At 64.1% G+C, this 20,609-nt stretch carries 17 protein-coding genes; 2 read left to right on the plus strand and 15 right to left on the minus strand.

Features of this window, described 5'->3' with window-relative positions; all coding sequences use genetic code 11:
• Nucleotides 1-23: 23 nt before the first annotated feature.
• The 15 genes from M2351_RS27275 to M2351_RS27345 all read right to left on the minus strand — a co-directional run bounded on the left by M2351_RS27275 (nt 24) and on the right by M2351_RS27345 (nt 17,998).
• Nucleotides 24-269, minus strand: coding sequence for a hypothetical protein (locus tag M2351_RS27275; protein ID WP_264659192.1), 246 nt, complete (start codon nt 267-269; stop codon nt 24-26).
• Between the two features lie 48 nt (nt 270-317).
• A complete protein-coding gene (locus tag M2351_RS27280; RefSeq protein ID WP_264659193.1) occupies nt 318-575 on the minus strand; it encodes a hypothetical protein in 258 nt (85 codons plus the stop codon).
• A gap of 128 nt (nt 576-703) precedes the next feature.
• Nucleotides 704-2,071, minus strand: coding sequence for a TIGR03013 family XrtA/PEP-CTERM system glycosyltransferase (locus M2351_RS27285; protein WP_264659194.1), 1,368 nt, complete (start codon nt 2,069-2,071; stop codon nt 704-706).
• Between the two features lie 396 nt (nt 2,072-2,467).
• Nucleotides 2,468-3,190, minus strand: a complete 723-nt coding sequence (locus M2351_RS27290) for a PEP-CTERM sorting domain-containing protein (RefSeq protein WP_264659195.1) — start codon at nt 3,188-3,190, stop codon at nt 2,468-2,470.
• 938 nt (nt 3,191-4,128) lie between these two features.
• A complete protein-coding gene (locus tag M2351_RS27295) occupies nt 4,129-5,439 on the minus strand; it encodes a UDP-glucose dehydrogenase family protein (RefSeq protein WP_264659196.1) in 1,311 nt (436 codons plus the stop codon).
• Between the two features lie 50 nt (nt 5,440-5,489).
• Nucleotides 5,490-7,397, minus strand: coding sequence for an XrtA/PEP-CTERM system amidotransferase (locus M2351_RS27300; protein ID WP_264659197.1), 1,908 nt, complete (start codon nt 7,395-7,397; stop codon nt 5,490-5,492).
• 3 nt (nt 7,398-7,400) lie between these two features.
• Nucleotides 7,401-8,978 (minus strand): exosortase A, encoded by a 1,578-nt coding sequence (gene xrtA, locus M2351_RS27305; protein WP_264659198.1) that lies wholly within the window; start codon nt 8,976-8,978, stop codon nt 7,401-7,403.
• The gene (locus M2351_RS27310; RefSeq protein ID WP_264659199.1) at nt 8,975-10,249 is read right to left on the minus strand and encodes a TIGR03087 family PEP-CTERM/XrtA system glycosyltransferase; all 1,275 of its coding nucleotides are present in this window, start codon (nt 10,247-10,249) and stop codon (nt 8,975-8,977) included. The genes xrtA and M2351_RS27310 overlap by 4 nt, the downstream gene beginning before the upstream one ends.
• 8 nt (nt 10,250-10,257) lie before the next feature.
• Nucleotides 10,258-11,298, minus strand: a complete 1,041-nt coding sequence (locus M2351_RS27315) for a FemAB family XrtA/PEP-CTERM system-associated protein (protein WP_264659200.1) — start codon at nt 11,296-11,298, stop codon at nt 10,258-10,260.
• An 8-nt stretch (nt 11,299-11,306) separates the two neighbouring features.
• Nucleotides 11,307-12,218 carry an XrtA system polysaccharide deacetylase gene (locus M2351_RS27320; protein ID WP_264659201.1) on the minus strand — a complete coding sequence of 304 codons (912 nt, stop codon included), beginning with the start codon at nt 12,216-12,218 and terminating at the stop codon, nt 11,307-11,309.
• Nucleotides 12,211-13,263: an XrtA/PEP-CTERM system-associated ATPase gene (locus M2351_RS27325; protein WP_264659202.1), complete on the minus strand. Its 1,053-nt coding sequence runs from the start codon at nt 13,261-13,263 to the stop codon at nt 12,211-12,213. Before M2351_RS27325 ends, M2351_RS27320 begins: the two co-directional genes overlap by 8 nt.
• Nucleotides 13,264-14,694, minus strand: coding sequence for a TIGR03016 family PEP-CTERM system-associated outer membrane protein (locus tag M2351_RS27330; RefSeq protein ID WP_264659203.1), 1,431 nt, complete (start codon nt 14,692-14,694; stop codon nt 13,264-13,266).
• A gap of 113 nt (nt 14,695-14,807) precedes the next feature.
• Nucleotides 14,808-15,704: a nucleotide-binding protein gene (locus M2351_RS27335; RefSeq protein WP_264659204.1), complete on the minus strand. Its 897-nt coding sequence runs from the start codon at nt 15,702-15,704 to the stop codon at nt 14,808-14,810.
• Between the two features lie 30 nt (nt 15,705-15,734).
• Nucleotides 15,735-17,312 carry an XrtA system polysaccharide chain length determinant gene (locus tag M2351_RS27340; RefSeq protein WP_319801932.1) on the minus strand — a complete coding sequence of 526 codons (1,578 nt, stop codon included), beginning with the start codon at nt 17,310-17,312 and terminating at the stop codon, nt 15,735-15,737.
• A gap of 2 nt (nt 17,313-17,314) precedes the next feature.
• A complete protein-coding gene (locus tag M2351_RS27345) occupies nt 17,315-17,998 on the minus strand; it encodes an XrtA/PEP-CTERM system exopolysaccharide export protein (protein WP_264659205.1) in 684 nt (227 codons plus the stop codon).
• Nucleotides 17,999-18,324: 326 nt separating this feature from the next.
• Here M2351_RS27345 and M2351_RS27350 point away from each other — a divergent pair, with 326 nt between their 5' ends.
• Together M2351_RS27350 and M2351_RS27355 are read left to right on the plus strand one after the other, a co-directional pair.
• The gene (locus M2351_RS27350; protein WP_264659206.1) at nt 18,325-19,527 is read left to right on the plus strand and encodes a glycosyltransferase family 4 protein; all 1,203 of its coding nucleotides are present in this window, start codon (nt 18,325-18,327) and stop codon (nt 19,525-19,527) included.
• 92 nt (nt 19,528-19,619) lie between these two features.
• The gene (locus tag M2351_RS27355) at nt 19,620-20,555 is read left to right on the plus strand and encodes a GNAT family N-acetyltransferase (RefSeq protein ID WP_264659207.1); all 936 of its coding nucleotides are present in this window, start codon (nt 19,620-19,622) and stop codon (nt 20,553-20,555) included.
• Nucleotides 20,556-20,609 lie beyond the last annotated feature (54 nt).

The raw sequence follows: 20,609 nt of genomic DNA on the forward strand, positions 1-20,609 counted from the left end.
CCCCGCCCCCAAACCAGCCTGGATTACAACAGCATCCAAAAAACCATGTGCAGGATGATCCAAGGGAAAACGCCAGAAGCGACCCAAATCATAGCGCGCAAACGCAGCGAATATTTTTCGGTTGACGGTCGTCGATCAGAATTCTGAAAAACCACGCCCGGATCGTCGTTGATTTTCTGCGGAATTTCGCGGCTATTTTCCGAATCTGCTCTGACCTCCTCCTTCGGAAGGAGGTCTATAGTATCCGCTCTATTAGGATAAAAAGACACGTTCCGTCTCCCATGCTTCCAATGTTTTGCAAGTGTTTGCGAGAGGCGTCAATCTGAGCCAGAGGCTTGCGCAAAGCCCACACTATCCAATCGGCTGACCGCTTCCAGCCGGGCGTTGTATTCCGCAACGCGAATGGCTTGGAGCGCGTCATGGCAAAGACGAACGTAGGCTCCGACGAATTCTTTCTTGATGCTCATCGACAGAACCTGCCGGTGTCGACCGACATGGCAGAACCGGACCATTCCAGCATCGGACTCGGCTATGTTGCGGTCGAGATCAATTTTCCATTGAGGTCGCGTGGCCATTCCGGTGCTCCTGAGTTACGTGCTGCCACGGGCGGAATTCGGGAATCCGACGTGGCCCGGCCTGGCCAGCCCACGCGGTGACCGAAAACGTCGCAAAAACTGCGGAGAAGGAAGCGGGGACACGCGGGTCAGCGCGCGCCTTCCGGCCAAAGGATCACGCGAACGGTTTGGAGCATGATGATCACATCCAGAAAGACGCTTTGGTTTTTGATGTAATAGAGATCGAACTTGAGTTTTTGTTTGGCGTCTTCGATCGAGGCGCCGTAAGGATAGTTGACTTGGGCCCAGCCAGTGATCCCAGGTTTGACGATGTGACGGTACGGATAGCTCTGGATTTCGTGTGCCAAGTCGGCAACGATGGAGGGGCGTTCCGGCCGAGGCCCGACGAAGCTCATTTCGCCGCGCAACACGTTGAAGGCTTGCGGCAGCTCGTCGATGCGAACTTTGCGGATAAAGGAGCCGACCCGTGTCACGCGTGTATCCTTGATGGCCGCCCACCGCGCAATGCCATCTTTTTCCGCGTCTATTCGCATGCTGCGGAACTTCAGCACGCGGAAGGTCGTGCCGTTGAGCCCTACGCGTTCTTGGCGGTAGAGGATGGGGCCACGGTCTTCCAACCAGATGCCGACGGCCGTCAGCGCCATAAGCGGCGCGGTGAGCACCACCAGCAGCAAACTGGCCACGATGTCGAAAATCCGTTTGCTCGCCCGGCTCAGCCACCCTTTATAAGACCCCTGCGAAAACAGCAGCCAATCCGGATAGGCGTTGTCGATGTTGAGCTGACCGAGTTCCCGCTCCAGCAGTGTCTCCACATCGATCACGGGCAAACCTTCAAGACGGGCCTGCCGCAGCATCTCCCGCAGCCGCACATCCTTGCGGGCGTCACCCGCCAAAACGATTCCATCCGCTTTCAGGCGCCTGTAGAGGGAGGCGAAATCTCTCGTCTGAATGACGCGGTCGGGCTGGCCTCCGGTCCTGCTGTCGCCAGTGCTCTCACGCTCGTCTCCGGCCGGGACGAACCCGAGGCAGATGAAACTGGCGGCCCCGTTGGCATGCTCCAGCGCCTCAATCCGCCGAGCCTCCTCTCCGGTGCCGAGCACCACCACACGCGACTTCCAGAAGGGGAGATCGGCGATGCGCTTCAGAACCTCACGCGATATACCCAGCATCAAGAGGCTTAGCGCCATACAGACCGCCTGCGCATCTCCCGGCATCTGCGCCTGGGGAAAAGCCCAAGTGGCCAGCATCAGCGTAAGAACCGCGAGCGCGAAGCTGGCCAGCATGCGCAAAACAGCGAGCCTCGGCCTCACAAGGAAATTTCGATCATAGCAACCCATAATGTAGAGGCCAAGCAGCACAGACATTGCATAAAATATCGCCTGCCATGGCAATGAATACTGGGCATCAACAAGCGCACCGCCTGTTGCCAGAACATGAATACTCATTCCTACGGCAACCGTTGCGAAGAGCACCGCCAAATCGATGGCGCCGAGCACAATCAGAGATGCTGGTATGGGTATGCTGAAAATCCTAATCATGGATCACCCATTTTTATGGTGTGCGCTCTAAGCGGCTAGCCCCTTTGAAAAACGGGGACGCAACTAACCTTTAAGAGCAGGAAAAGATGGATAAATCCTATCATTGCGCAGAAACAAATCACTTAACAATTAGTTCAGATTTGCAATGAATACGGCGTAATCAGTGAGGGATTACCCTTTCGGCGAACTCAAAAGATAGGCCATATTCCAACGTATACGAATATTTGCGCGGCGGACCAAAGGGATGCCGAAAATTTCGTTGAAACATCCGAGACTGTGCGGGTTGATGCGCGCCTCTTCACATCGCCACCCATGGCGACGAGCTCCATCCCCAAGTGGAGCCTTTGGCTCGGCTCACGATTGCGCACCGTAGAGGTCCCCGTCCGCTGTAAACTTTTGAGACACGGCCGGGACGGCGGCTCCGGAACTCTCTTTACGCCGACGCAGGAAGCCAAGACCAAGCAAGGCAGGGCTGAACAGCGCGAGCGAGGCGGGTTCCGGAACTGGAGTGGGTGGCTGAGTGTGATGGCTGCCAATGAGCATCAGATGAGCAATAGCCGGCCGCTGGCCGCCCCTGTTGGTGAAATTGATACCGAAGGTGCCGGAGCTGGTAAACGGCCCATTCGTCAGAAGCACATCGCCGAGTGAGCAAGTGGAATCGGCGTTTCCGCCAAATAAGTTAGCGCCAAGATCAATCGCGAGCGGAAGGTCTGGAGTTCCAACAACATCCGTCCAGTGCGCGCTCCACAATTCACTGCTTCCGCCGTCGGCGGTGACTTCAAAAGCCATACCGCCAATGCCTGTCAGGGCGCTGCTATCGTCCAATTTTTCGAGATGACCGAGACCCGAAGCACCAAAAGCCTCGTCCATATTGTCCGTTTCAGCACTCGCGCCACCGCCTTGAGCGGCGTTTTTCGCGCATTTTGTGGGCGCATAGGTCACGCCATTGATGGCCAAACTCAGCTTTGAAGCCAAGCGCGCAGCAGCCTCGGCCTTTTGAAGCGTCAGCGTTGGAATTGCCGTAACGACAGCGGCAACTGCGACCGACCGCCTGCGATCGAACTTTGGCACACTCATATTTACTCTCTTCGGCTAATCCATTGGGATTTCGAGGCCTTGCCGCAACCAGACCTCAATGAAAGCAACGGCCGTGCCAACAGGATGAAGTCATTGCAAAATCTTGGTGTGGCGATCAACGCAAAATCAACTTGTAAAGATTACAAACAAACACCGTACGTATACAGGCAAATTCAACACAGAAGCACTGGGCCGGCGTCGATATAGCACCTATACTATGCCCCTGTCATAAGCAATTATCCGGTGACGCATCAATCACAAGGTCATAGAACCGCGCATGACTGAATGCTGAGCCTTTCCCATAACTGTGGTGTTAACATTAACATTATGCAGAACAGGTTACGAATATTTTCTGAGACACCATCCAACGCCTCATACGCGTCGACGACTGAACACTTCTGTTGCGTCATTGAAGACTCGCTTATCCGAGCGCCCTGAGGCCGGTGAATTGAGTCCGCCCCTCATAGGCGCGGCACAGCAGCCGTACCTTCTGATCATCAAGGGCTGAGCAGTGTCCGTAGCCGAGGTCACGGGCTGCACGCCCCATGAATCTCCGCGCCCGCAGAACAACAAAACAAAAACAAGAATACAGAGGCAAATTTTCAACCAATACCCTTCAGGGTAGCTAAATGGCCCCAAGCAAATCTCCGCTCACCTTCGATGCAAACGGTCGAAGTCGCCAGATGAGCTTCCGCTGCATGTGGGAGTTAAGGTAAATTGCACTCCGCGTTAATTGGTGGAGAACCGCTCGACGGCCGGGTTGTCTAGACAACACGAATGCGGCAGAGCCAACTGCGGACAGTCCTTCCCAACAAATGCCCCGCGTTTTCGCCGCCTTTAAGGCGGCGCAAAAAGCGGGGAGGGGGGATTGGAGACGCACGCTGGAAATGGGTGTCACAACCTAACCTTTCGCCGGTCCTGGGCGACAAGGGCTGCCCTTACACACCAGGCCGGCCGATGGAGCTGTAGCTGAAGCCCGCCTTCGTCATGTCGCCGGGATTGTAGATGTTGCGCAGGTCGATCATGACCGGCCGCTTCAGCAGCTTCTTGACCCGCTTCAGATCCAGCGCGCGGAACTCGTTCCATTCCGTGAGGATGGCGACGCAGTCCGCGCCGTCGAGCGCGGCGTAGGCATCCTTCGTCCACTCCACGCCGGGCAGCAGCTTCCCGGCCTCTTCCATGCCCGCCGGGTCGAAGGCACGTACGTGGGCGCCGGCCGCCTGCAGCGCCGGGATGATGTCGAGCGAGGGCGCGTCGCGCATGTCGTCGGTGTTGGGCTTGAAGGTGACGCCCAGCACGCCGATGGTCTTGCCGTCCACCACGCCGCCGCAGGCGGCGATGATGCGCTCGGCCATCTGCTTTTTGCGCTTGTCGTTGATGTCCACCACCGTCTCGATGATGCGCAGCGGGCTGCCCACCTGCTGGGCGGTGCGGACCAGCGCCAGCGTGTCCTTGGGGAAGCAGGAGCCGCCGTAGCCCGGGCCGGGGTGCAGGAACTTCTTGCCGATGCGCCCGTCCAGCCCGATGCCGCGGGCGACGTCGTGCACGTCCGCCCCGACTTTCTCGCACAGGTCGGCGATCTCGTTGATGAAGGTGATCTTGGCCGCCAGAAAGGTGTTGGCCGCGTACTTCGTCAGCTCCGCCGTCTCCAGCGAGGTCACCACGATCGGCGTCTCGATCAGGTACAGCGGCCGGTAGAGCCGGCGCATCACCTCGCCCGCGCGCTCCGAGGTGGCGCCGATGACGACGCGGTCGGGGCGCATGAAGTCGCCGATGGCCGAGCCTTCGCGCAGGAACTCCGGGTTGCTGGCCACGTCGAAGTCGGCGTCGGGGCGGACGCGGCGGATGATCGCCGCGACCTCGCGGCCGGTGCCGACCGGGACGGTCGACTTGGTGACGACCACGGTGTAGTGGTCGAGGTTGGCGGCGATCTCCTCGGCGGCGCCGTAGACGTAGGACAGGTCGGCGTGGCCATCGCCGCGCCGCGACGGCGTGCCCACGGCGATGAACACGGCGTCGACGCCCTGCATCGCCTCCTTGAGGTCCATGGTGAAGGACAGGCGCCCCGCGGCGACGTTGCGCGCCACCAGGTCGTCCAGCCCCGGTTCGTAGATCGGGATCTCGCCGCGCTTCAGGCGCTCGATCTTGCCGGCGTCCTTGTCGACGCAGCAGACGTGAACGCCGAATTCCGAAAAGCAGGCCCCGGACACCAGCCCGACGTAACCTGTGCCGATCATCGCAATACGCATAATGTCTCCAATGCAATTGTTACGCGGTCCGCTCCCTTGGACAGGCGCCGTCAGGCGGATGCGCGCGTGGTTTCAAGAAAGGCTTCAAACATCATTGTCGCCCACAGAATCCGGCTGTGGTCGGCTACGCCGCGCTTGTGGTCAGCAACCATTTGTTCCAGGCCGCGCCGGTTGAAGAAGTGGGTCCCGGTTAGGGCCGGGCTGGTGGCGAGGGTGTCCAAGCGTTCTCTCAGCGCCCCACGCATCCAGCGGGCCATCGGGATGGAAAAGCCCTTTTTCGGTCGATAAAGCACCGGATGCGGCAGGTGGGGCTCCAACGCCTTCTTCAAAATGAACTTGCCTTCCAGACCCCGCACCTTCAACGCGGAGGGCAAGCTGGCCGCCCATTCCACCAGCTCGTGATCGACAAAGGGAGCGCGCACCTCAAGCCCATTGGCCATGCTGGCCCGATCCACCTTGGTCAGCATGCCACCGGGCAGCCACGTTTTCAGGTCGATATAAAGGGCGCGGGCGAGTGGGTCAGCCACGCCGGCGCGCGCCGCGTGACCGCGCAGCACCTCCACCGCGCGGTAGCCGCCGAGCGCCTGATCGAAGTCCCGGACCAGGAGTTGGGAGCGCCGCGCCTCGGGCAACAGCGTGACAGCACGGAAATACCCGCCCACCGCATCCGCCGCCAGGCTTTCAAACGTCGCCTTGGCGCGCAACCAACGCGGCGCCCGGTCCAATTTGGGATAGAAATGGGCCAAGGCACCGAACAGCGGACCGCGCAGCGTGGCCGGCACGACCGCCTTCACCGCCTCCTCCTTCATGTGGAAGGCGTGGCGGCGATAACCACCGAACACCTCGTCGCCCCCATCACCCGACAGGGCCACGGTGACGTGCCGGCGAGCCAGTTGGCTGACCAGGAAGGTGGGCAGGGCTGAGCTGTCAGCAAACGGCTCCGAATAGGCGCGGGCAAGGCGATCAATCATGCCCACAGCGTCCACGGACACGATCTCCTCGCGGTGGTCGGTGGCGTAACGGTTCGCCACTTGCAAAGCGAACTCACGTTCATCGAACACCGGGTCGGGAGAGCCCATGGAGCAAGTGCGCACTGGCCCGAGGGAGCTTTGCGCCATAAAGGCAACCACGCCGCTTGAATCCACGCCGCCCGACAGGAAGGCGCCGATGGGCACATCGGAGACCATGCGCATGCGCGTCGCGTCGGCCAGCCGCTCCGCCAGTTCCACCGCCACGCGGCCCTCGTCTCCCCCGCCAATCCCTCCCTGGCTGGAAAGTGTGACGTCCCAATAAGGCACCGGCTTGGCCGGCGGCTTCCCGCGCCGCAGGGTTAGGTGATGGGCTGGTGGCAACTTGTGGACGCCGGCAAAAATGGATTTGGGGTCGGGAACATAACCGAAGGCAAAGTATTCCTCCACGGCCTCCAGGTCGAGCGCCGGGGTCTCACCCAAGCCCGCCGTCAGCGCTCCCAGTTCGGATGCAAACAGGAACAACCCGTCCCGGCTGTACGTGTAATAGAAGGGTTTTTCACCCAGCCGGTCACGCGCGGCGAACAGGGTTTGCCGGGTCTCGTCCCAAATGGCAAAGGCGAACATGCCGCGAAAGCGGTGGACACAGTCCTCCTGCCACTCCTCCCAGGCGTGGACAATGACTTCCGTATCGGAACGGGTGGTGAAGCGGTGTCCCCGGCGCACCAGTTCATCGCGCAGGCTGGCGAAATTGTAGAGTTCGCCGTTGTAGACGACGACCACGTCTCCGGTCTCGTTGTAGAGCGGCTGCTTGCCGCCCTCCAGGTCGATGATGGCGAGCCGCCGGTGCCCCAGCCCGATTCCCGGCGCGTGGTGGAACCCCTCACCGTCCGGTCCCCGGTGCGCGAGACGCCCGTTGATACGGGCGAGCCGGTCCTGATCAATGGCGCGCCGTCCCACAACATCGACGATTCCGCTGATTCCGCACATGCATCAGTTCCTTCCCGAAGGCGAGCCGCCGACACGGTGCGCGGCGGCTGGAGGGGGGGCTGGGAGAGCCCCAGCGAACGCCGGCACCAGCGACGGCAGGCTCGCCGAGAACGCGTCCAGCGTGGCAAGCGCCGCGCCGGACTCATCAGCCTCGGCCGACAGCGCGATCACGGCCGCTTCGCGTGGGCCGCCGCCGAGCGTCGCGGCGACGCGCAACAGCTTGGCGATCGTCGGGTTGCCGACCAGTCGACCGTCAACCCAGTACCAGGCGAGCACGGCGCGCTGCTGCCCTCGGCCGGCCAGTCGTTCATAAACAGCCGCCGCGTCCGCGCCCGGTGGTGTGTGCCGGCCAAGGCCAATGCGCGTCCACGGGTCGTTGTCGAAGCGATTTTCGTAACGGAGCAGCTTCGCGTCCGGCCGTTCGTGCGTGTAGTAGGCGACGAACATTTCCACCCGCTGCCCGCCCCGCTGAAAGACGGTGAGGCGCCGAGCGTCGGCGTCGAAGAAACTTGGCCGCCAGTTTGAGGGGCCGGCAGCGCTCTCATGCCAGCCCGCCGGGGCCGGTGGCGCCAGAAGGGCGAAAGGCGTCACAATTGCCGGCTCGTGCTCAATCACCGAGGCGTAGACCGGGCCGGCGGCGATGGCGAGCGTCGGGGCGAGCGCCACGCTCCACCGCGAACGGATCCGGGCGCCCGGCTCTGTGACCGTCGGCGCGCGGACCTCCATGGCGGCGGGGGCATCGGCGAAGCGGTTGCCGACGGCCAGCAGCAGCAGCATAATGACGACGAAGAACCCCCAGCCGTAGACGATGTGGTCCGCCTCGATGGCGGCGCGGTCATCGGTCAGCTGGCCGATTAGGATGATTCCGAAAGCGCGCAGGCCGTTGGCGACAAGCGGCACCGCCACACTCAGGGCCATGAAGACCGCGCTTTTCCACCAGCGGCGGAAGGACAAGTGGGCGAACAGCGCCGCCATCACCACGTTGGCGATCATGAAGCGTAGGCCCGCGCAAGCCTCCGCCACGTGGAAGCGACCGTTTGGCAGGTCGATCATCACCCCATCGAGGAACACCGGAATCTGGAGCAGCCGCAGCAGGGCCACCGCGAAGCGCGCCGTAAAGTCCTGCAGGGAGGGCACCAGGAAATCCCCGAAGGGCACCATGGCGAACAGAAACAGCAGCGGAAAGGCGAGGTGGCGCGCCACGCGGAATCCCAGCGCGGCCACCGTTGCGGCGATCAGCATGCCAACGAAGCAAAGCTGCATCGCCAGCTTCGCCTCGGACACGGAGCCGAGGAGCCAACCGGCCGAGCCGAGCGCCAGCGGGACGAGAGCCCAGGACTCCCGCTCCGGACGCAATGCCGCGAGCGCGCCCCGCCGCCGCCAAACGAGCGCCAGAGAGATCGGCAGGATCACAAAGCCATGGTTGAAAGCGGCGGTGTCGAGCCACGTTCGGGCCATATCCAGAACGGTGCCGCGGAACAGCGCGACACACAGCCCCACGTAGAGCGCCAGCCAGCCAAGCGCCTGTGGCCAGCCGCGCTCAACGGCGCGGGCATCAAGCTCCAAACTGGCCTGACTCATGCGATTCTCCCCGACTCCAGGCCCGCCTCGAGCGCTTCGGCGCGGGCCGCCGGGGCGCGTTCCAGGCCAAGCAGCCGGTCCAGCGTCGTCAAGTTGCCAGCCCAGGTGTAGCCCGCCTCCACACAGGCCCGGGCCCGGCGGCCCAGCGCCTCGCGCAGCGCCGCGTCCTCCATCACTCTGCTCAGCGTGCCCAGGAACTCATCCTCCGTCTCAGCCAGCAGCAGATCGTGACCGGGCTGGGCGTCCAGCCCCTCGAAGGCGGCCGGGTGTGAAACGACGGGCATGCCCATAGCCATGGCCTCCAGCACTTTGTTCTGGATGCCCCGGGCGATGCGTAGCGGCGCTACGGCCACGGTGGCGTGAGCCAGATAGGGGCGCACGTCCGGCACGCGGCCGGTGACCGTCACGCCCGGAGCGCCGCCCAACGCGCGCACCCGCGGCGTCGGGTTGCTGCCGACGATGCAGAAGCGAGCTGAGGGGTGGCGGGCGCGAAAGGCGGGCCAGACACGATCAACGAACCAAGACACGCCGTCGATGTTGGGCCAGTAATCCATGGCGCCCACGAAGACGACCACCGGCCCCCCGGGCTCGTAGGGTGAGGCGGACGCGCCATCGTTCAGGGTGTTGGGCTGGAAGTGCTCAAGATCAACGCCGTTCGGCACCGCAAAGACCTTGTGCGCCGCCTCCGGTGCCATCCGCCGGAACAGCGCGGCCTCAGCGTTCGAGACGAAGAGGCTGGCGTCTGCGGCGGCGGCGGCGGCGCGCTCGGCTTGCGCCAGACGCACACCCTCGCGCCTGTAAACCCACGATTTTGGCCAGCGGCCGGTGCGGCCATACTCCGCCCATTTGATCGAGTCCACGTCCACGAAGTCGAACACCCGCGTGCCGGAGAAACTCGTGTCCAGGGCATAGGGGAACATCTGCGAGGAAAAAGCGAAAACCGCGTCGATGGGCCGGTCGCGCAGCGTCTTCCGCACCCACTCCGCCATGGTGCGGTGCTGGAAGTAACGCACCGACAGGGCCTCGCCCGTCGCGAACCCGGCCAGGCTGCTCAGCAATGCCCTGCGCCGGTCAAGCGGCACCACGTGACAGCCGGCGCAGAGGCGCTCCAGCACCGGGATGTATTGGCGGTCGTTCGGATCGTCGACGAAGCAGCCCACGTGCACCGGCACCCGTTCGGCCACATGCTTCAAAACGTGCCAGGAGCGGATCTTGTCGCCCTTGTGAGGGGGGTAGGGGATGCGGTGCGCCAGGAACAGAATCTCTCTCATGGCCGGCCTCATCCCAACTGGCGGGCGATGTGCGGGCCGAGCGCGGTGGCAAACGACAGCGGCAACCGCTTCCAAGCCTCCACCATCAGCCGGTACTTCGGGTTGAGCGGGTTGACGTTCGGCAGGTCGCGACGGCGCACCAGATGGTACTGGTAATGCAACGCCTCCGGCTCGAAGCCCCAGTAGGTTTTGTAGTCGAAGGCGCCGGTGCCGCGTTTGCTGCGGCCGAAATCGAAGACCGTGCAGCCGCGCTCCGCCGCCCGGCACATCAGCGTCCAGTACATGTGGTCGTAGGCGTGCAAGCCGCGCGCGGCGGGCAGCGCGCCGCCATAATAGGGCAGCACCTCGCCCCGGAAAAAGAAGCTGACCAGCGCCGCCACCGGCCCCGTAGGACCATGCACGGCGGAAATCTCCACCGCGGGGCCGAACTCGCGCTGAAGCCGCGCGAAGAAGTGGCGGGGGAACACCGGTGTGCCCAGAGTGTGGACGCTGTGCGCGTAAATCCGGTGGAAGGTCGCCACGTCGGCGGCGGTGTCCACCGTCAGGCCATTGCCGAGGCTCTTGCGCACGTCGGCGCGCTTCTTGCGCGGAATAGCCTTCAAGTTGCTCGCCTCGTCGGCGGTGATCGGCCGGCGGAAGGTGGCGTAGAGGTCGGTCTTGGCGGTCCAACCGAGGTTGTCCCGCGGCGTGCGATGGCGCAGCTCCACATGGCCCACGCCGAGTTCAGCGCCCAGCCGCTTCGCCCGTTCGGCCAGCTCCCAGGCCACCTCGGTGTCGTCGGCGGCGATGCCGCCGTAGGCGAAAAAGGCCGTGGAGATCAAACCGTTTCCAAACAAAGGGCTTCTGACGTGGACAAGCGGGAGCACGCCCACCACCTCACCGCCACGCCACGCCATCAAATAATGCGGGCGGTGACCGTAGGCCGCATGGATGACGCGGCGCCAGCTGGCACGGTGGAAGAAGGTCGCCTCCGGACTGCGGTCGACGAAGGCGTCCCACGCCCCCTCACCGCTCTCGTCCAGAAGCCGAATGTTGATCACTCCTGACATGGCGCCCCTCACGGTTTGACCGGGTGGACCTCATCAATCCGCCGCCAGACGAAATCGTCCAGCAGACGGCGTAGCTTGGCCTCCATGACGCCCACGTTGACGTAATGGCGAAAACGCGAGCGCCGCGATGGCACGGGCAAGCGCGGCTGGCCAGGGTCCATCTCCCAGGGATGGAAGTAAAAGACGACGGGCTTGCCCTCACGCCGGTTCACGGCGCCGATGGCGCGGCATGACAGCGCGTAGGGCAGCAGTCGAAAATAGCCGCCGCCGCCGCATGGCCACCGCTGGCCAAACAGGTCGACCGTGCCCACCGGGATTTCGCGGAAGCCCTCGATCGGATCGAAGGGAAAGCGTGGCGCGTCCGGCACGCCATAATGGTCATGCCGGATCGGGTTTATGGATGAGCTGTACCGGTAGCCAGCCTCGGTCAGTTCCTGGAAGGCCCACCAGGTGTCACGGTCAATCGAAAAGCTGGGCGCGCGATAGCCCAGCACGGGCACGCCCCCCAGGTCTTCCAACAGTTTGCGGGTATCGGCCACGTCCCGGCGGAAGGCCTGCGGCGATTGTTCGGTCACGCGGTAATGCAGCGCCCCATGGCTGGCCAGCTCGTGCCCACCGGCGACGATCGCGCGCACCAGATCGGGGTGACGGGCGGCCACGCAGCCCAGAACAAAGAAGGTTGCCCGCGCTTCGGTCTCGGCCAGCATGTCAAGGACACGCCGCGTCATTCCATCGACGCGCGCGGGAAACGCGTCCCACCGCGCCCGGGGGGCAACGGGGCCGAGAAGGGAGGCGTGATAATAATCTTCCACATCCACCGACAGCGCGTTCGCGACCACAGCCACCCGGCTGTCCACCATGAACCGAATGGTCGTGGAAGCGTCGGTTATGGGATGGTCGATCGGCGGGGCATCAGTCATGGACCACCTCCCGATCCGGAACGGTCTCCGGCGCGTCGGCGGGAACCGGCGGAACGGAGGGGAGAACGCCCAGCGTCGCCTCCAGCAGGCTGCGCAGCACGCGCTCCTGCTGCACGACGCGCTTCTCCAGGAGGGTGAGGCGGGCCGCGTCGGGGGCCACACCGTGGCCCGTGGGCGCGGTGACGGACGGTGCGGCCTGGGGGGCGGCGAGGGCCTCGTTGCGAGGGGGGCCGGTCAGCTCACCGCGCATGTCCTCAATGACTTGCTGGACGGCTTGGGCATCCAGCTCGTGCAGCCCTTCGAGAGCACCGAACAGCAGCAGCCGGTTGCACAGAAGATTGATCAGGCGCGGCACGCCTCCGGTTTCCTGGTGAATGAGAGGGTAAGCCTCATCCGCGATGGCCGGATCGTTGCGCCAGCCGACCAGAGCCAACCGGTGCTCAATGTATTGCCGCGTCTCCGCCGCCGACATCGGCTCCAAATGGTAGGACGCGATCACCCGCTGGCGGAGCTGCTCCAACTCCGGAGCGTTCATGATGTCGACAAACTGCGGCTGTCCCAGCAGGAAGCACTGGAACAGCGCCTGCCCCCCAACGGTGAAATTGGACAGCATGCGCAGCTCCTCCAGCGTGCGCAGTGGCAGGTTCTGCGCCTCGTCCACCATCATCAAGACACGCCGCTGCGCGCGGTGCTGCTGGCGCAAAAAGTCCTGCAGCGCGCCAATGGCGCTCGCTTTGTCGGAACCGGCGGGCTGGATCCGGAAGGCCGCGAGGATCAAGCGAATGGCGTCGTCGGCGTCGATCTGGGTGGTGACGATCTGGGCGGCGACAAAGCGGGAGGTGTCGAGCTGTGAGGCAAGCTGCCCCATCAACGTCGACTTTCCCGCGCCCACTGGGCCGGTGATGACGATGAACCCTTCCCCCTGCTCGAGGCCGAAATTCAGGTATGCAATCGCCTTGTTGTGGCTTCGGCTCTTGAAGAAGAAGCGATGATCGGGGCTCAATCGAAAGGCATTACCTTTCAGGCCGTAGAAGTCTTCGTACATCTAGAACCTCGCCATAAGGCCAAAAAGGATGGTGTTTTCCGTGTAGCGCTGCTCAGGACGAGAGGAAAAACGCTGCGACCGGGACAGCGAGACACTGCCGGTGACGTCACGGAAGACGGTGTAAACGAGGCTGGCTGTGCCGATGGCCGTGTCCGAGTCCCCTTCCGGGCCAGCCGTCGCGACATGCCGGTACTGCGCCTGTGCGCTGAGCGCCAGGCGCTCGGACAGCCGGTGCCGCCACTGCGCGCCGCTCGTCACGATGGTTTCATCGGGACCGACGTCGTAGTCGCGCGTCTCACGCGTGAACCACAGGTCAACGTCGTCCACCGTGTAACGCCCCTTCAGGTCGAAGCGCAACGTGCCGACCACGGAGGCAGAACGCGGAATGCCGAGATTGCGCGTGTCGGAGACAACGAGCCCGCCGGTCTGCGGGTCCAGCGTGATGCGGTTGGCCGGTCGGCCCAGCCGCGTCTGCGGTGTCTCCAGCGTCTCCGCGTAGTTCACGCCCGCCGTCCAGCGGCTGGTAACGAGGTAGGACAGGTGGCCATTGTAGGTCGGCCCCCCGTAGCGTTGGCCCGCGGTGAGTTCCAGCTCAAGCCGAGGGCTCGGCCGGTATCGGAAGCCGCCGAGGCCGATCAGACCGTTGCGGGTGTAGCTCAGCCCCGGGCTGGCGATCCGCTCCCAGCCGGCGGACCCGATCAGGAAGACCTGCCGCGTCACCGCGTACTCGCCCGACAGCAGCGCCGTTTCGCGGTCCAGGTTGTCCTCACTCGGTGAGGCGCGGGTGGCGCTGTATTCCAGGGTGCCGGTGAGCCGCAGCCGCGGCAACGCCCGGCCACTTGTGGTCCGCCAGGACAACGCATTCGTCATGGAATTGCCGACATCGCGCGCATCCACCAGCGTATCCTCGTGGGTGTAGCGCAGCTCGGTGTCGGCGTAGGGGCCGATGTGTCCGGTGAGAAAGGGCGAAACGGCGACGGTGGTGACGCTGGTCTGGTTGCCCCGGCCGACCGTCGGCGACGAGCCGATGCGGCCCCGCGCATCGATCAACTCGCGTTGGCTAAGCAGCCGCCCATCGACGTACAAGCGTCCCTCGACCAACTCGACCCGACCGGTGCCGGTCACGTCTGGACGCAAGCTCACGTCGGTGCCGTTCCCGACCGTGGTGTCGAGGTTCAGCCGACCATCGAGGGCATAGTTGGTGTGCCGGTTGGTCTCGCGCAGCGACAGGCCACCGAACTCCGTAAACACCACCGCGCTCTCGCGGCGGTCGCGCGGCGCCAGGTCAATGTTGTCGGTCAGGGTGACCTCGGCACCGGCGTAGGGCGTCAGGTGCGGCTTCGCCAAAGCCGGGGCCGCAAGCCCGCCCACGGCGAGGCCGGCGCCGAGCGCCAGCCAGTGCGGCGGTCGGCATACGGATGGCCGGGGCACAGAACGCCGCCGTATCATGCAGAGACTCGCATCTTGGCCGCCGGCCAGCAGCGCCGCGGAGAACACCGCCTGGGGACAGTCGCGTGATCCATGGAGTCCTCGCTGCGATGCGGTTAATAGTTCAGGTCGGCCGGGGACAGATGCGGTGGCTGGCGGTTCAGGACGAGGCTGATGCGCTCGTCCATTTCCAGGCGGTCGAGCGCGGCCCCGATGGCCGAGCGCGAGGTCCGCCCGGCCGCGACCACCATCAGCACCCGCCCGGCCTGATGCGCGAGCGCCAGCGATTCGGACGTGGTCAACACGGGTGGTGCGTCGATGATGACCAGCCCGTCGCCAACCATGGACGCGGCCCGGATGAGCAGAGAGGCCATTCGTTCCCCGCTGAAGATGTCGGCGGCGGAGTTTTGCGCCGTTCCCGCCGGCAGCACGAACAGAGCCTGCTCGTAGCAATCCAGCAGGGAGTCCAGAGGATCGCGTCGCCCCTCGTGGCGGAGGGCATCGGTCAGGCCGGGCCGGTCGGCGACGCCGAGCAGGGTCGACAGCGACCGCCGGATCGGGTCACCGTCGATCAGGACCACCTTGCGCCGCTCTCCCATAGCAATGCTCAAGGCGAGATTGACGGAGGTGAAGGTTTTGCCTTCGTTGCTGCGTGCGCTGGTCACCACGATCGTGTTGTTGGGCCGCTCCACGGACGCTTCTTCGGCGGTGGCGCCGACATCTCGGAACAGCCGACGTTTGATCAGGCGCAGCTCCTCGGCGAGGCGCGATTTGAGGCCTTCCGGATAGGCAACGCCGGCGCGTTTCAGCGCCGTGAAATCAAGGGGGAAGCTTGGAACCCGTCGGCCACTTCCCGCGCTTTCCCGCGCAAAGGGCTCCCCGACGGCCGGGGCGTCGGCCGGCTCGGGCGCGGGGCTTTGATCGAGGGCCGCGCCTGCGGAAGGCGCCCGACGCCGCTCATCGCGACCGGCGGTGGGGCGCAATCCTTGCGTGGCTCTGACGATGATGGACATGGGCGTTGATCCGTCCTTCGGCGGGGCGGTCTAAAGGAGTTGCGCCTGGATGGAGCCCTTGAGCCAGTTCAAGGTGCCGCGCAGATCGGGGCGGTGGTCGACGGAGGAGTAGACGAAAGCCAGCATCAGAAAGGCCCCGATCAGGCAGGCGGTGGCACTGCCGAACGTGGACAGGCGGGTGACCGTCCGAACCCGGGCCCCCGGGTTTGGCAGCTCGGAGATGGCCCCCAGAACGCGAAGTCCATAGGCTTCGCTCAGGCTGGCAGGATTGGAAAAGGGATTGCGCATCAGATATAGAAGAACCACCAGCCCGACGCCGGCCCCGATCGCGGCGGCCAGCACCGCGGCGAACAGAGCAACGCGCGGCGGTCCCTCGGGGATGCGAGCCAAGACCGGCGGTTCGATGATGCGGAACTGCACCGTTTTGGTCTGGTCTTCCAGGCTCCGCGCCATCCGGGCGGACTCGCGACGGACCAGAAGCTCGGTGTAGTTCGTCTTCACCACATCGTAGTCGCGCTGGAGCTGCTGCAATTCCGTCTCGGCTCCTGGCACCTCGTCGATTTGCTTGCGCAGGTCGCCGATCAGGGTGGCGCTGTCCTTGATTCGGCGCTCCAGCGTGGCGATGGAGCCGTCCATCTTGCGCAGTTCAAGGTTCAACTGGTTCCAAGCGGGGTTGTCGGCGCTGACGGTGCGGACGGTGCCGCCGGACTGCGGCCTGGCCGGGTCGGATTTGGCGGCCGCGATCTGCCGGCGCAGGTTCACAACATCCGGGTGGTCGTCCGTGCGTGTCGCGCGCAGCAAGGCCAACTGCCGCTCCATCTCTGCGGTGCGGCTAAGGGGAGCGCCGCCAGGGCCGCGCTCCTGGCTGGTCTGCTGCGGCGTACGGGCCAGCTCCAGCCGAATCTGGTCGCGGTTCCAAACAGCGGCGTCGCGCTCCTGCTGGAGTTGACGCAGTTGAACCGACGCCATTTCCAACGCGGATTGAAGGCCTTGACGACCGCCCAGTTCGTTGGCGTGGGTGCGGCGGAATTCGGCGACGCGTTCCTCGGTCTCACGCAGGCGCTTTTCAAAAGCGTTGATCTGGTTGTCGAGAAAACGCTGGGCGTTGTCCATGTCGGCCCGGCTTTTGCCAACATTCTGCTCAACAAATTGATTGAGGATGATTTGTACGACGCGTTGCGTCAGCAGCGCGTCCGCGTCCCAATAACTGATCTGGAACAGACCCTTACCGTCGGCAACAACCTTCAGCTTGCGCTGCATCGTGTCGATGAGACGCTCCAGATCGGCCGGCGTCTTGGCCCGAAGGTCCAGGTCGGTTTTGCGGATCACCTGCTCCAGGTTGGGACGGGTCAGCAGGGTTTTGCGCATGATGTCGATCTGGCGGTCCGGATCGGTCTGCACCGTCAGGCCGCGCATCAGCGGCGTGATCAGGGTGTCCGTGTCCACATAAATGCGCGCGTTGGACTCATAGCGATCCGGCATCAGCATCACCGCGACCCAGCCGATGCCGCACACCGCCCAGGCCAGGAGCAGCGCCAGCCATCGCCGGCGCCACAGCTCGTCCAGGTAGACGCGCAGCAAATCCCGGATTTTTCCCATATCCATCATGATCAGAACCACGTTTCCGGAATGATCAGGACATCGCCGGGCTGGACCGGGACGTTGCTGCGGATGTCACCGTTCTTGAGCAGACTGTCGATGCGCACGTTGTAGCTTTTCTCCCCCTCGGCGGTATGCCGCACCAGGACGGCGCGGTTTCCGTCGGCGAACTCGGTCAGCCCGCCCACCTCGATCATCAGGTCGAGCACCGTCATGTCGGCGCGGTAGGGGATGGCCCGCGGCTTGGTCGCCTGCCCAACGACGCGCACTTGCTGGACGTTGCCGACAAAGCTGTTGACCATCACCGTCGCGACCGGATTCTCGATGTATTTTTTCAACCGCTCCTCAATGGTGCGGCCCAACTCGGTGGGCGTTTTGCCCGCGGCCTGAATGTCTTCGATGAGCGGCATGGAGATTTTGCCGTCCGGACGAATCGGGACAGACACCGAGAATTCCGGCGCCTGCCAGACCACGATCTGGATCGCGTCGAGCGGGCCAATGCGATAATGCGTCTGGTCCACAGCGGCGCCGTTCATGCTTACGGTGAGCGGGGCCTCCGGCAGGTTACCGCCACATCCGGTGAGGCCCAGAACGGCTCCCCAGGCGATGGCCCCCGCCAGGGCGTGGATCCGAGTGTCAATCCCTTTGCGCAACACGGTGCCCTCCGAGTGCTCGACGATCGCGGTTTGCGACACCCTGCTTACCCCATGTTGCAAAATGTGGGTAGTTGCGCTATCTCAATATCCCGAATTTAGAGAAAGAATTAAGAAGATTCGCCGAAATAAGGAGGTTCGGTCGGATGCCATATGACGACCTATGGCGTACCAATTTCACGGTGTTTTTTTAGATCCAGAAAAAAGTTGTACCCATTTTGTTGAGCAACCACTCGAAAGAAAGGAGACCAAGGAGGGGTTCGACAAAGGGGATGGGGTGCGCCTTAATGGCAAGACAGGCTGGAGGCGCAGGGCTGTCGGTCCGCGGCCCTCCGCAGGCGGGATCTCCACAGAGGCTTCCGGCGGTCATGAAAATTCTATTCCATCATCGTATTGCGTCGCGCGACGGGCAGTCTGTGCACATGGACGAGCTGATCGCAGCGCTTCGGCGCCAAGGGCACGAGACCATCATCGTCGGCCCCGCGCGCATCGCCAACGAGCGGTTCGGTTGTGGCGCCGGGTCTGTCGAGCTGCTCAAGCGCCTGCTGCCCCGCTGGGCCTATGAACTGTTGGAGGTGGGCTATAACCTGGTCGCCTGGCGCCGCCTGGCGCGGGCGGTGCGTGAGCATCGGCCCGATGCCATCTACGAGCGCTACAATCTGTTTTTGCTGTGTGGTCCGTGGGTCGCCCGCCGGTTCGGTCTTCCGTTGCTGCTGGAGGTGAACGCTCCCTTGTGCGAGGAGCGCGCCCGCCACGCTGGGCTCTCTTTGAAACGTCTGGCCCGTTTTTGCGAACGCTGGATATGGCACGCCGCCAACGTGGCTTTGCCGGTCACGCACGTGCTGGCCGGGGAGGTCCGAGCCCGGGGCGTTCCGGCCGAGCGAATCTCGGTTGTGCCCAACGGAATCGACCGACACCGCTTTCCGTCCAACGTGGACGGCAGCGCGGCCAAGCGGAAGCTGGGATTGGAAGGGCGGCTGGTGCTGGGTTTCACCGGCTTCGTCCGCGCGTGGCATGGGCTGGAGGAGGTCGTCGCTCTGCTCGGCGAGTTGGGCGAACGGCACAACGCTCATCTCCTGCTCGTCGGCGACGGCCCGGCGCGCGAGGACTTGGAACGCTGCGCCGACGCGCTCGGGGTGCGGCATCGGCTGACCGTAACGGGGGTGATCGACCGCGATGAGGTGACCGATCACATCGCCGCGTTTGATATCGCTCTGCAGCCGGCGGTTACACCCTACGCCTCGCCCCTGAAACTGTTCGAATACATGGCGCTCGGCCGTGCCATTCTGGCCCCTGACACACCGAACATCCGGGAAGTGCTGACCGACGGCCAGGACGCTCTCCTGTTCGATCCGGAGCGCCCGGACACGCGGGCCGCCGCCATCCGGCGCCTCTGTGCCGATGCGGACCTGCGCCAGCGGATCGCGGAGCAAGCCTCCGCCACCATTGATCGGTGTGCATTCACGTGGGATCGGAACGCCGAACGGATCGTCCAGATGATTCAGCAGCACGCGGCCGACCACACGGGTGTTTCGTCCTTTGCCCCTGCGCCGCTGCGGCTTCAGCGATGATGGACCACGCGGCCCAGCGTGGAGGGTCGACCGCAGAGATCGCGGAGAGCGAGAATAATCCTCCGTTCGAGACCTCTCCGCCATGGTTCTCCGTGCTCGCCGCGACCTGCCTTGATCCGGGGGATCGGCTGCGCCGCTTGGCTCTGCCCGGGCAACGGCCTGACGCTCCGCTGTTCATGCGGGAACGGACCGCGCGGCACGGTGTCCTATCGGTGCGGACTCTCGCCAGTCTGACGACCTGCTACAGCACGCGCTACGTCGTGACCGGGGTTGCCGAGGACGATCTGGCCACCGAAGTGCGCGCGTTGCGTCGGGAACGGTCCCGTCCCCACCGCCTTCTTTTTGAGGCTCTGCATTCCTTGGACGAGGTCGCCACTTTGCAGGCCGGCCTCCGGCGCGGCGGTATGGTCGTGGAAAGCTTTCGCAATTTTGGCAACTGGCACGAGCTGATCGACGAGGGCTTCGAGACCTATTGGGCGGCGCGCGACAGCCGCCTGCGCAACACCGTGGAACGGCGCGAGCGCTCTTTGCGGCGTGGCCCTGGCTATGACCTGCGGGTTTGGGCAAGGCCCGAGGGCACCGGCGAGGCGATCACCGCCTACCAAGCCGTTTATGGGGCGAGTTGGAAGGAACCGGAACCCTATCCGGATTTCATTCCGGCACTGATTTCTGCGCTGCTGACGCACGGTGCTGGTCTTGTCGGGGCGTTGTCGATCGCCGGCCGTCCGGCGGCGGCGCAAATTTGGTTGGTTGGCGGGGGCGGCGCCACCCTCTTCAAGCTGGCTCATGACGAGCGCCAGAAGCAGCATTCCCCCGGCTCCGTGCTGACCAAGTTGATGCTGGAGCGGATTTTGTCTGACCCCGCGGTTCGGGAGATCGACCTCGGTCGTGGCGATGACCCCTACAAGCGCCAATGGGCGGCACACCGTCGCCAGACCTGGGGCGTCGCCGCCTACGATCCGGCCACCCTGGCAGGCATGGCGCTCGCCGCGACCAACCTGCTCCCGCACGTGGTCCGTCGTTCTTAAAGGCGCTTCGCGAACCTTCCGTCAACGAAGCGCCACGGCTTCAAAAACTCCGTG

It is taken from the genome of Azospirillum canadense, from assembly GCF_025961225.1.
Taxonomy (GTDB): domain Bacteria; phylum Pseudomonadota; class Alphaproteobacteria; order Azospirillales; family Azospirillaceae; genus Azospirillum; species Azospirillum canadense.

Bases quoted from the DNA above. Each gene is read 5' to 3' on its own strand.
- M2351_RS27280 (WP_264659193.1), bottom strand. From the start codon at position 575: ATGGCCACGCGACCTCAATGGAAAATTGATCTCGACCGCAACATAGCC.
- M2351_RS27290 (WP_264659195.1), bottom strand. From the start codon at position 3,190: ATGAGTGTGCCAAAGTTCGATCGCAGGCGGTCGGTCGCAGTTGCCGCT.
- M2351_RS27295 (WP_264659196.1), bottom strand. From the start codon at position 5,439: ATGCGTATTGCGATGATCGGCACAGGTTACGTCGGGCTGGTGTCCGGG.
- M2351_RS27300 (WP_264659197.1), bottom strand. From the start codon at position 7,397: ATGTGCGGAATCAGCGGAATCGTCGATGTTGTGGGACGGCGCGCCATT.
- xrtA (WP_264659198.1), bottom strand. From the start codon at position 8,978: ATGAGTCAGGCCAGTTTGGAGCTTGATGCCCGCGCCGTTGAGCGCGGC.
- M2351_RS27310 (WP_264659199.1), bottom strand. From the start codon at position 10,249: ATGAGAGAGATTCTGTTCCTGGCGCACCGCATCCCCTACCCCCCTCAC.
- M2351_RS27315 (WP_264659200.1), bottom strand. From the start codon at position 11,298: ATGTCAGGAGTGATCAACATTCGGCTTCTGGACGAGAGCGGTGAGGGG.
- M2351_RS27320 (WP_264659201.1), bottom strand. From the start codon at position 12,218: ATGACTGATGCCCCGCCGATCGACCATCCCATAACCGACGCTTCCACG.
- M2351_RS27325 (WP_264659202.1), bottom strand. From the start codon at position 13,263: ATGTACGAAGACTTCTACGGCCTGAAAGGTAATGCCTTTCGATTGAGC.
- M2351_RS27335 (WP_264659204.1), bottom strand. From the start codon at position 15,704: ATGTCCATCATCGTCAGAGCCACGCAAGGATTGCGCCCCACCGCCGGT.
- M2351_RS27340 (WP_319801932.1), bottom strand. From the start codon at position 17,312: ATGATGGATATGGGAAAAATCCGGGATTTGCTGCGCGTCTACCTGGAC.
- M2351_RS27350 (WP_264659206.1), top strand. From the start codon at position 18,325: ATGAAAATTCTATTCCATCATCGTATTGCGTCGCGCGACGGGCAGTCT.